The organism is Mesorhizobium sp. M0028 (assembly GCF_040323855.1).
Classification (GTDB): domain Bacteria; phylum Pseudomonadota; class Alphaproteobacteria; order Rhizobiales; family Rhizobiaceae; genus Mesorhizobium.
Genome location: NZ_JAMYVG010000017.1, coordinates 113,378 through 123,492 on the forward strand (window position 1 = coordinate 113,378; position 10,115 = coordinate 123,492).

At 62.2% G+C, this 10,115-nt stretch carries 17 protein-coding genes; 5 read left to right on the forward strand and 12 right to left on the reverse strand.

The genetic code is table 11. The features are described 5' to 3' along the window. Positions 1-169: 169 nt before the first annotated feature. Positions 170-811: an MBL fold metallo-hydrolase gene (locus NKJ93_RS25205; protein ID WP_023719179.1), complete on the forward strand. Its 642-nt coding sequence runs from the start codon at positions 170-172 to the stop codon at positions 809-811. Between the two features lie 80 nt (positions 812-891). Here the strand turns inward: NKJ93_RS25205 and NKJ93_RS25210 are convergent, their stop codons facing one another. The 3 genes from NKJ93_RS25210 to NKJ93_RS25220 all read right to left on the reverse strand — a co-directional run bounded on the left by NKJ93_RS25210 (position 892) and on the right by NKJ93_RS25220 (position 2,147). Then, complete coding sequence (locus NKJ93_RS25210) at positions 892-1,302, reverse strand: BA14K family protein (RefSeq protein ID WP_023719178.1); 411 nt, start codon at positions 1,300-1,302, stop codon at positions 892-894. Between the two features lie 191 nt (positions 1,303-1,493). Beyond that, positions 1,494-1,706 (reverse strand): cold-shock protein, encoded by a 213-nt coding sequence (locus NKJ93_RS25215; RefSeq protein WP_006202521.1) that lies wholly within the window; start codon positions 1,704-1,706, stop codon positions 1,494-1,496. A gap of 228 nt (positions 1,707-1,934) precedes the next feature. Beyond that, complete coding sequence (locus tag NKJ93_RS25220; RefSeq protein ID WP_006202520.1) at positions 1,935-2,147, reverse strand: cold-shock protein; 213 nt, start codon at positions 2,145-2,147, stop codon at positions 1,935-1,937. Positions 2,148-2,653: 506 nt separating this feature from the next. On the opposite strand from NKJ93_RS25220, the gene NKJ93_RS25225 reads away from it, so the two are divergent. Continuing rightward, a complete protein-coding gene (locus tag NKJ93_RS25225; RefSeq protein WP_352591753.1) occupies positions 2,654-3,049 on the forward strand; it encodes a Kazal-type serine protease inhibitor family protein in 396 nt (131 codons plus the stop codon). 10 nt (positions 3,050-3,059) lie between these two features. Here NKJ93_RS25225 and NKJ93_RS25230 read toward each other — a convergent pair whose 3' ends face one another. The 4 genes from NKJ93_RS25230 to NKJ93_RS25245 are packed head-to-tail and all read right to left on the reverse strand — an operon-like array spanning position 3,060 to position 4,004. Continuing rightward, positions 3,060-3,284, reverse strand: coding sequence for a hypothetical protein (locus NKJ93_RS25230; protein ID WP_254819206.1), 225 nt, complete (start codon positions 3,282-3,284; stop codon positions 3,060-3,062). Positions 3,285-3,319: 35 nt separating this feature from the next. Continuing rightward, entirely contained in the window at positions 3,320-3,457 is a 138-nt protein-coding gene (locus NKJ93_RS25235; RefSeq protein ID WP_023719175.1) for a hypothetical protein, read from the reverse strand. A 38-nt stretch (positions 3,458-3,495) separates the two neighbouring features. Beyond that, the gene (locus NKJ93_RS25240; protein ID WP_023719174.1) at positions 3,496-3,741 is read right to left on the reverse strand and encodes a hypothetical protein; all 246 of its coding nucleotides are present in this window, start codon (positions 3,739-3,741) and stop codon (positions 3,496-3,498) included. Continuing rightward, positions 3,738-4,004 carry a hypothetical protein gene (locus NKJ93_RS25245; protein WP_023719173.1) on the reverse strand — a complete coding sequence of 89 codons (267 nt, stop codon included), beginning with the start codon at positions 4,002-4,004 and terminating at the stop codon, positions 3,738-3,740. Before NKJ93_RS25245 ends, NKJ93_RS25240 begins: the two co-directional genes overlap by 4 nt. A gap of 334 nt (positions 4,005-4,338) precedes the next feature. On the opposite strand from NKJ93_RS25245, the gene NKJ93_RS25250 reads away from it, so the two are divergent. The 3 genes from NKJ93_RS25250 (at position 4,339) to NKJ93_RS25260 (ending at position 6,604) form a co-directional block, all read left to right on the forward strand. Continuing rightward, complete coding sequence (locus NKJ93_RS25250) at positions 4,339-4,521, forward strand: hypothetical protein (RefSeq protein ID WP_352591756.1); 183 nt, start codon at positions 4,339-4,341, stop codon at positions 4,519-4,521. A 9-nt stretch (positions 4,522-4,530) separates the two neighbouring features. Further along, positions 4,531-4,797: a DUF1488 family protein gene (locus NKJ93_RS25255; protein WP_023719171.1), complete on the forward strand. Its 267-nt coding sequence runs from the start codon at positions 4,531-4,533 to the stop codon at positions 4,795-4,797. A gap of 172 nt (positions 4,798-4,969) precedes the next feature. Beyond that, positions 4,970-6,604, forward strand: a complete 1,635-nt coding sequence (locus tag NKJ93_RS25260) for a tetratricopeptide repeat-containing sulfotransferase family protein (protein WP_352591759.1) — start codon at positions 4,970-4,972, stop codon at positions 6,602-6,604. Positions 6,605-6,723: 119 nt separating this feature from the next. Here NKJ93_RS25260 and NKJ93_RS25265 read toward each other — a convergent pair whose 3' ends face one another. The 5 genes from NKJ93_RS25265 to NKJ93_RS25285 all read right to left on the reverse strand — a co-directional run. Continuing rightward, a complete protein-coding gene (locus tag NKJ93_RS25265; RefSeq protein WP_352591762.1) occupies positions 6,724-7,077 on the reverse strand; it encodes a DUF1428 domain-containing protein in 354 nt (117 codons plus the stop codon). A gap of 71 nt (positions 7,078-7,148) precedes the next feature. Then, a complete protein-coding gene (locus NKJ93_RS25270) occupies positions 7,149-7,577 on the reverse strand; it encodes a VOC family protein (protein ID WP_352591766.1) in 429 nt (142 codons plus the stop codon). Between the two features lie 128 nt (positions 7,578-7,705). Beyond that, positions 7,706-7,879, reverse strand: coding sequence for a hypothetical protein (locus tag NKJ93_RS25275; RefSeq protein WP_023719167.1), 174 nt, complete (start codon positions 7,877-7,879; stop codon positions 7,706-7,708). 104 nt (positions 7,880-7,983) lie between these two features. Further along, entirely contained in the window at positions 7,984-9,513 is a 1,530-nt protein-coding gene (locus NKJ93_RS25280) for an ABC-F family ATP-binding cassette domain-containing protein (protein ID WP_352591769.1), read from the reverse strand. A 366-nt stretch (positions 9,514-9,879) separates the two neighbouring features. Next, positions 9,880-10,115 (reverse strand): hypothetical protein (locus tag NKJ93_RS25285; protein WP_352591772.1); only part of this gene is annotated, 236 nt, incomplete at its 5' end.

Here is a 10,115-nt window from a genome sequence, read left to right on the forward strand (position 1 = left end):
TCAGGCTTTTCAAATGGGCGGCTTCGGCCGCCCATTTCGTTTGCCGTTTGCGGGAGCGGTGGACGCCGTCCGCGTGTGTCTCTACATCAGGGCCTGATTCAACAAGGTTAGAGCTTTCCTGACGCGTTCGAGGGGACGCGCGGAGCTCCGACAGTGTGAAAGGACAAATATGGGTCAGCTCAACGCCGGCATCGTGCCGGTCACGCCGTTCCAACAGAACTGCACCATCCTCTTCGACATGGACGACAGACAGGGCGTCGTCGTCGATCCGGGCGGCGACATCGACAAGGTGCTGGCGGCGCTCAAGGACAATGCGATCACTGCCGGCGCGATCTGGATCACGCATGGCCATATCGACCATGCCGGCGGGGCCATGGAACTGAAAGAGGCGCTCGATATCGAGATCATCGGCCCGCATGCCGCCGACCGTCCGCTGCTCGCCAATCTCCAGAACCAGGCAAAGCGCTACGGCATCACCGATCCCGTGCGCAACTGTGTCCCCGACCGGTTCCTCGCCGAGGGCGAGACCGTTTCGTTTGGCTCACAGGTGTTTGAGGTATTCCATTGTCCGGGCCACGCACCCGGCCACATCGTCTACTATAACCGGGCGGCGAAGTTCGCCCATGTCGGCGACGTGCTGTTCCGCGGTTCGGTCGGCCGCACCGACCTGCCGGGCGGCGACCACGCCGCGCTGATCGCCTCGATCAAGGAGAAGCTGTTGCCGTTGGGCGACGACATCGGCTTCATCTGTGGCCATGGTCCCGGCGGCCGTTTTGGTGAGGAGCGGCGGAGCAATCCTTATTTGGTCTAAAGCCGGCCTGGTCTGAAACCGCGAAAAACAAAAAGCGCCACCCACCGGGCAGCGCTTTTGTTCAGGACAGGAAAACTGTCTTAATTGGCGGTGCAAAAATGCTGTTCGCCGTCATAGCCAGTGAACGTGCCGGTACGCGCGTTGAAGCTCTGGTAGCGGTCCGAGCAGTATTCGTACCAGCCGCGGGTCCACGGCTCCGCATAGCTTTCGGCATAGGCTACTCGCGGCTGCACGTAATAACGGCGCACCGGGGCAGGCCGGTAGTATTCATCATCATAGGCCGGGTCGTAATAGCGGGGCTGCGGGCTGGCGAGGGCACCGCCGATCAAGGCACCGGCCGCAAGACCAAGGACGCCGGCCGCAACGGCGTCGCCGTGGCCGTGGTGGCGGCGGTGATGGCGCCATTCATCGGCACTGGCCGCAGGCAAGGTCGCAAGCGTGGTCGCAACGACCGCGGCGGACAGGATGGCAGTCTTGAAAATTCCGTTCATGTCGGTCTCCTTCGTGCCGGCCCGGGTCGTTTTCGGGGGGATGCGGTCCGGCTTTAACGAAGATTAATATGCGACCGTGGCTGAACGGGGGCTGAACGAAATTTGACCAAGCGGTTCATTTAACTGGGGTTCAAACATGCGGCAAACACCGCAGGCCAGACCGGCCCACGTCCATTCTGTCCGGGGCTGGTTCAGCCGATCGACAGGTTGACGGCTTTCGGACCCTTGCCGCGCTTGTCCGGCTCGGTGTCGAATGTCACTTTCTGCCCATCCTCAAGACCGGGAAGACCCGACGCCTGCACGGCCGAAATATGGACGAAGACATCCTTTGCCCCGTCGTCCGGCGTGATGAAGCCGAAGCCCTTGGCGTGATTGAAGAATTTGACGGTGCCGGTCTGCGGCATGGGAAGCTCCTTTGATCCCACAAGTCAGTCTCGGGCCGGCAAATGCCCGGACGGAAATTTGTCCTTTATTTTAGTGCCATCGGCAAGAGAAAGTTTTGCGGGTGCCGGCAAGCATCCCGGAACACAAAAGGCGCGACGAAAACCGCCGCGCCTTTATAAAATTCGAGTTCACACCAAAAGCCTTGCAGCATCCTCACACACCCGAAAGGACGCGCGGCACGCCGCCGTTCAGGCGGCGCGGAGATTGACCGCTTTCGGACCCTTACCCATACGGTCGGGCTCGACATCGAAGGTGACCTTCTGACCGTCGACGAGCGTGCGCAGCCCGGAAGCCTCTATCGCCGAGATGTGGACGAATACATCCTTGGCGCCGCCATCGGGCGTAATGAAGCCGAAGCCTTTGGTAGCGTTGAAGAATTTAACGGTGCCGGTCTGGGCCATTGGGGAAACTCCTTCACCCGTGTCAGTCTTGGTGGTTCCGCCCGCCGCCTGGCGCCGTGGGCAAGTCCCGGTGGTTGCTTCGGCAGTCATGCATTGGCGCATGGTAAAACCCCCCGCCGAAAACGGGGCTGTCAGAGATTCACAGTATCGGGGAAAGGTCGTCCAAAACGTTCCGCTCTCCGGGTCGCAAATGCCCGAACACAAAATTTATCGCACGGAAACGTGATGCTTGCAAGATAGAGCCGCGGGCGGCCCAACAGGCGCATCCCGACGCATCGCACCGATAGAACTGGTTCTCCGCGCGGTCATCGGCCAGACGCAACCCAGGCATGGTCCAGCAAGCTGGGCCGGTGCTGTTTTGGACTTGCGCCGGCATACCGCCTTGGTTTGCATGCGCCAGGCTGCAAACGGGGTTGCATTTCGCAGCAGAATGGCGAGATTGACGAAGATCGGCCCGATGCAGGCGCGATTACGCGGGGGCGGGAGTTTCGAGGGAGGGAATATTTATGCGGCTTCTTGCGGCAATCTTCTCGCGGCAGGGTTTTTCCATCTTGTTCCTGTCGGCAATTCTTGCGGCCTGCACCGTCGTGGTCGATGAGGGGCCAGGGCCGCGCCCGCCACGGCCGGGGCCGCAATTCTGCACCAGGCAATATGACCCGGTCTGCGCCAGGCGCGGCGACGACCGCCAGACCTTCGCCAATGCCTGCCTTGCCGAACGGGCCGGATACCGCATCATCCGTGAAGGCGAGTGCCGTGGCGGTGGCGGCGGCGGGGAGCAGACATTCTGTACCCGCGAATACCGCCCGGTCTGTGCCCGTCGCCATGGCGAACTGCGCACGTTCCCCAATGAATGCGAGGCCCGCGCGGCGGATTATCGGGTCGTCGATGATGGGCCGTGCTAGCGCACCGGCCTCACTGTTCGTCCGGATAGGCACCATCGGCGGGGCCGACGTAGAGCTCGGCGCCGTCCTCGTTGGAGATGCGCAGGCGATCGGGGATCTGCGGCATCATCAGCGTGTGAAGCAGCGTGGCGGCGCCTTGCAGGGCGGCGCGCAGGTTCGGTGCCTCCAGCGACACTCGATCGAGTGTCGCTTCGTCGGCATCGCGCGAGCGGTAGAACTCGATGACGAAGTTCAAGCACGCCTCCAGGCAGATTGTCGTGCGATCGAACCCTAGCCCTTGGACTTGGGTTTCACAGCGGTCTCCGCCTGCTTGACCGCCGAGCCGAAGGGCGAGGCCGGTTTTGCCGCCACCTTGTCCTTCTTGGGCTTGCGTGTCTCGCGATTGCTGCGCTGTTGACCCTTGGCCATTTTCTGATCCCTTATACGTGTTGCGGATTGCTTTCGGCTCAGTTGGCCGGGTTGTCGACCGGTTCGAGATTGTCTTCCGTGGTGACCCGCTCATAGGTCTCCTGATCGCTGCGAATGCGATATTGCGGCGAGCCGTCCTTGACCGGCAGCCGGCTCTTTATCTGGAACAGCTCCGCGGTCTTTTGGGCAAGGCCGGTGCGGCTCTTCATGCGAACAGTCTGGCCGACGGTGAAGATATGCGAGGGCGTGTCCGTGCGCCGCGCACTCTGCTGGAAGCGGATCATGTGGCATTCTCCTGGTCGTGCCGAAGCGCTGCTTCGAGTTCGGCGTGGTCGACGGCGACAAGCCGGCCGGTTGGGCTTTTCACCGTCCTTGCCGGCAGATGGATGAAGGTGGCGACGCGGCGCCAGGCAAGCCACGACATGCCGTCGATCAGTTCCTCGTCGTGGTCGATGTCATAGTCGCCGGCCGGCTGCATGCCATCCAGGCCGCCAAGCACGAAAGGTGCCGCGAAATGCGCGATGGAATGAGTGGTGCGGGCAGACATTCTCGTGCCTTGAAGTTTCTTTCCGGCCTGGCTCCGAAAGCGGAGCCTGCATTGCGGTACCAGGTGTCGGCGATTTGGATCAGTTTGGCGGGCCGAGAACCCTGACGCCGCGAGGGCCCAAGCATGACCCAAAAACGGTTTCATACCATTAGTCCGAAAATGCGGCTTATTCAAGAAGATTCCGGCCTCTTACCCCTACCAACGCAAAATTACTTTTCTATAGTTATTTGCAGAACGATGATACGATCCCGGTGCACCTCAAAAATTGTTTGAAGAACTTCCGGAAAAATTCCTCCGGCATTTGTATTTATTTAGGTATGAAAGGAAGAGAGTCATGAATTCCGCAAGAACACCGGATGTCCCGACAGTTGCAGTCAATCCCGTCGCAAAGCCGATAAAGGCTATGTCGCCGCGCCTCACGATAAGAAGCGACGAGGCGGCAAGGCGAAGGCTTGCCGACACCGATGGCACGGTGCGGCGGGCGCGCCAGCTTGCCGAAAGCAACCGCCTGATTTGACGCGCAGCCATGACACTCAATTTTCCCAATCCCAGCCGTTCCTACGACGCGGCGGCCAAGCGCATTCGTTTCGTCGGCCATGACGGCATGTTCGAAGTCCCGTTCTTCGTCGAGGTTGCGGCACTTTCGGCGGCAAACCCGGCCGCAAGCGGAGCCGAAGCCGAATTTCTCAGCGCCTTCGACGCCAAGCGTTCGTCGATCCACGATATTGCGCGCGAAGCCTACTCGCATGGCCGCAGGAACATGTATGTGCTGACGCCGGCCGACTTCCGCTAGTTTGGGGTTTGCTCCATAGTGCCCGTCGTCTGCTCTTGCACGCGCCGCAGCGATGGCCTAGATCGCGGCAGGCGGACAACACGGCAGGTTTCCCATCCACAGAAATCCGAGACAACCGGCAGGCGCACGTTACGGCTCAGGCGGGCAGCCGCCGCTGGGGCTTGACCAGTACGTGCAGCAGGCGCTGCAGCTGCACCAGGCGGGGCGCCGGCAGGAGGCCGAGGCGCTTTACCGTCAGGTGCTGGCGCAAAAGGCTAACCACTCGGCCGCCGCGCATTTCCTCGGGCTTCTGCTGCACCAGACCGGGCGCAGCGCCGAGGGGCTGGCGCTGATCGAACAATCGGTTCGGCTGCAGCCGAACAATCCGGATTTCCTCAACAATCTCGGCACCGTGCTGCGCGACCTCGGCCGGGTCGCGGCCGCAGCCGATCTCTTCCGCAAAGTGGTGGCAACCAGGCCGGACCAACTGGCGGCGCGCGACAATCTCGGCTCGTCGCTGAAGCAGCTCGGCCAATTCGAAGGCGCCGAGGATATTTATCGCGGTACGATCGGCCGCAACCCGTTCCATGTCCGCGCCCGTGTCGGGCTTGCCGAGACGCTGCAGGAAGCGGGCCGGCTGGATGAGGCATTAGCTGTTTTTCGCGAGGCGCTGACGATCCGGCCGAAGGATGCCGATCTTTTGCATGGCCTGGGTGTCGGGCTGATGGAAAAGGGCAGTCTCGACGAGGCTGCGGATCTTTTCAGGCAGGCGCTGGCGGTGGATCCCGGCATGGCAAGGGCCTGGCTAATGCTCACCCAGGTCAAGCGCCAGAAGGAGCGCGACGCCGAGCTTGCCCGGATGGAGGCGGAGCACGCCAGGGCGCCGCAAGGCAGCCTGGCGCGCATGCAGCTTTCCTTCGGCCTCGGCAAGGCCAATGACGACCTCAGGGATTATGGTCGCGCCTTCGACTATTTCGCCGAAGGCAACGCGATCCGCCGCCAGGGCATCGACTACGACGCCGACAAGACGCGCGGCGAGTTCGAGGCGATGAAGGCGGTGTTCGACAAGGCCTTTTTTGAAAAGCACAGGCCGAGCGGGATTACCGACGACACGCCGATCTTCATTGTCGGCATGCCTCGTTCCGGTACCACGCTGGTCGAGCAGATCATCGCCAGCCACCCGCAAGTCTATGGCGCTGGCGAGCTCAGCATATTGAAGACGGCGGTCGGCAAGCAGTTTCCGCTCAGCATGAAGGGCGGCTTTCCCTGGGGCATCGCCGACATGTCCGATAAGGCCTATGCCGAGGCCGGCCAGGCCTATCTCGATATGCTGCACGCCCGCTATCCCGGGTTCCGGCACGTCACCGATAAGATGCCCGGCAATTTCCTGTTGGTCGGTTTCATCCACATGATGCTGCCGCAGGCCAAGATCATCCATTGCGCGCGCGATGCGGCAGCGACCTGCCTGTCGATCTACAAGGTGCACTTCCGCGGCGACAGCCACCGCTACGGCTACGATCTCGGCGAACTCGCCGATTTCCACAATCTCTACACCGACATCATGGCGCACTGGCACGCCGTGCTGCCTGATGTCGTGCACGACGTTCGCTACGAGGATTTCGTCGCCGACCAGGAAGGCCAGTCGCGAGCACTGATCGCCCATCTCGGCCTGCCATGGGATGACGCCGTGCTGTCGTTTCACCGGACCGACCGGCCGGTGCGCACGGCGTCCGCCGCGCAAGTGCGGCAGCCGATGTATCAGGGCTCGGTCGATCTGTGGAAGCGCTATGGCGACCGGCTGAAGCCGCTGCTCGACAGGCTGGCTTAGAGCGCCGCTGGGCCTTAAAAGCGCGTCGCGCTCGATCGGCCTCATGCGACGCGCTTTAGATCCTTGTTTTTATGCATGTCGTTATCGTAAAACCGCTGCGCCCTTTTGCGCGACATGCATCAAAGCTCCATAAACGGCTGAAAGCCGCCGAAGATCATGCGCTTGCCGTCGAACGGCATCGTCGACCAGTCCGACTTGAGGCGTGGGTCGGCCATCACCTTGGCCATCACCGCGTCGCGGCTCTGCCGCGATTCATAGACCACCCATGAGAAGATGACGACCTCGTCGTCCTTGGCCTGTACGGCGCGCGGGAACGAGGTGAGCTCGCCATAAGGGACGTCGTCGCCGACGCATTCGACATAGGCAAGTGCACCGTGCTCCTTCCAGACGGCGCCGGCGGTTTCCGCCAGCTTCTTGTAGGCATCGAGCTTTGCCTTCGGCACGGCAAGTACGAAACCATCGACATAAGACATCTGATTTCCTCCATGCGATTGTTTTCCGCCCTCTTGAGCGGTGATTTCCGGTACATACCTGTGTGGGGATCCTAAGCCGCTTTCACCGGCGCGTTCATTGCCCATTCGACGCCGAACGGATCACGCATATTGCCCCAGCGGTCGCCCCAGAACATCACCTGCAACGGCACGACTTCCTCGCAGCCAGCCTCGATGGCCCGCTTCCACCAGGCGTCGATGTCGTCGCTGCCGAGATGGAGCTGCATGGTGTAGCCCTGCGGCTTCACAGCGGGCATTCCATGCTCGGGATAGAAGTCGGAAAGCATCAGCGTCGAACCGTTGATGTGGAGATGGATATGCATGGTACGGCCCTGTTCGTCCGGCGGATAGGCAAAGACCTGCTCGGCACCGAAGGCTTTTTGGTAAAATTCGGAGGCTTTGAAAGCGCCGTCCAGCTGAAGGTAGGGCGTCAATCCGCCAAGCACCTTGGCGGCGGGCTGGGTCTGCGCCTGGTCATTCATGTCATGCTCCTCTTTGCGTCTGATTTGCCTTTGCGAACCACAGGACGAACGGAACGGCGACGATCCTACACGGCCGATGGTTTTTTGGATTCGAAATGGCGCCTGCCGCAACGGCCAACTGCCACCTTTCAACCTTCGATGCGAATCCGCGGGCTGTTTTGCGCGTCGACGACGATTTCCGGCCAGCCGATATCTTTGCGCAACTCGATCGGCAATGAAAGGATGGCGCGTTCGCTGCGATAACGGGCGCGAGCCGCCGAGTAACGCGTCACGGCGTGACCTATGGATGACAGAATAGACATGATGCTTTCTCCTCGATTGGCGCCGGCATCACCGTGTCGGCAACCCAAGGACGTGGCATGCGATCATCATCCGACAGAGCGCCGGAATTTTTTTCCACAATTTTTCAACCGTCGGCCTCGGCAACCTCCCGGAAGAAAGCTTCCGGGTCGTCGACCTCGGTCAGCCGCCGTTTCTCGATCAGCCAGAAGCGGTTGCCAACCGCGCGGATGAAGGAGCGGTCGTGCGAGGCAAGCAGGCAGCTTGCTTGATGTTCCAGCAATTCCGCGTCCAGTGCCTCCTGGCCGTCGATGTCGAGGTGGTTGGTCGGCTCGTCGAGTAAATAGAAGTTGGGATTGGCGAGCCTGAGCGCCAGCATCATCAGCCGCGCCTTCTGTCCGCCCGACAGCACGCTGATCCTGCGCTCCTGCATGTCGATCCTGACGCCGGCGCCCGCGAGCAGCGAGCGGGCGCGCTGCTCGCCAACGTCGAATCCGCGCGAGAGCATCGCCAGCGGCGTGTCGTCGCCGCCGATGCCCGACAATGCCTGGTCGCTATAGCCGAGCACGGTCGACGGCGTCACCTTCAGGCTTTGCGCCGCCGTTTCCGGCTCGACGATGGCGTTCCGGATCAGGCCGATCAGCCGTGATTTGCCGACGCCGTTACGGCCGAGCAGGACGATGCGGTCGCCTTGGCAGATGTGGCGCTTGCCGGTGCTGAACAGAACCGTGCCGTCAGGCGTTCCGACCACCAAATCGTCGAGCGTGATCAGCACCTTGGCATGGCTGCCGCGATTGGTGAGCTTGATCGTGCCCGCCAATCTTTCGCGGTGTGCCGGCGCCGCCGCTTCTTCCAGGCGCTCTGCCCGCTGGTTGAGCTGCTTGGTCTTGACCGTCAAAAGGTCGCTGCCGGAATTGATGCCGATATTGTTGAGTTTGGCCGCCTGCCGGCGCAGCTGCTGCGCCACTTTCATGTCGCGCTGGAATTTGCGCTCGGTCGAAGCGTCGACCTCGTCCAGCGCAAGCCTCGCCCGCGAATAGGGCAGCGAAAACACCGGCGACTGTTCGGGGCGCAGGAACAGCGTGCGGTTGGTCGTCGCGTCGAGGAACGCCCTGTCGTGGCTGGCGATCACCACGGGCACCTCACGCGGCAGCGCGTTCAGCCAGGTCTCGAGCTGGCTGATCTTGCCGAGGTCGAGATGGTTGGTCGGCTCGTCGAGAAGCAGGACGTCGGGATCGGTGACCCAGACGCGGGCGATCAGCGCCAGCCTTTGCCAGCCGCCGCTCAATGCCCGCATCGGCCGCTCGCGCATCGGCTCGGGTACGTCGAGCGAATCGAGGACCACATCGACGCGCCACAGCTCGCTTTCGGCGTGCTCGGCTGGCAAGGCGTCGGCCACCACCTCATGAAAGCTGCGCCCGGCCAGCGCTGCGGGAATGACCTGCTCGACATAACCGACGCGCAGGCCGCGCGTGCGGGTGATGTCGCCTGATGTCGGCTCCATCTCGCCGGCCACGCACTTCAGCAAGGTAGATTTGCCGCGGCCGTTGGCGGCGACGATGCCGAGCCGGTCGCCGGTGCCGATGGTGAGGTCGAGATTGGAGAAGAGGGGCGCACTCATGGTGACGCCGAGGGACTTGAGGCTGATCAGGGCCATGTCGATTACTCTGGTCTGTCCGGACTGAATTCCGGTTCAATGCACTTGACGGTGCGCAGGTTTGCCATCAGGCTCGGCGTTGCAGCACCACGAAGGGCGGACCAAAAAAATCGAAGCGGGAGAACCCGGACCGTCTCTGGTCAGCCCTGCAAGCAAGCTCGCAGGGCAGGTACAGGGCCGCGCTGACGGTGGTGGTCGATATGCACGCAGCCCTCCTTTCAAGACGTTCGAGTATAGGGATTGGGTACACCAAGGGCAGGGCCGATGGCAAGTGGTTGGCGCTGGAGCGAGCGGAGCGCCGAAGCTGCCAATCTCCCCCCGTGTGGGGGAGATGCTCGGCAGGGCAGAGGGGGGCGCGAAGGATCGCTACCGTCCCGGCCGACCCGTCTTGCCGGGGCGGCGCTTTTCGCGGCGAGTATCGGCGGGATCCTCGTAGGAGCCGATACCACTGCGCTGGCGGACAACGGGCTTGTCGGAATCGTTGCGATCCTTCGCGCCCCCCTCTGCCCTGCCGGGCATCTCCCCCACACGGGGGGAGATTGCCTGTGGCTTTGCCGGCACTTTTCCTTCGATCGGCTTTTCTGTGCGCCGCACGGTCATCT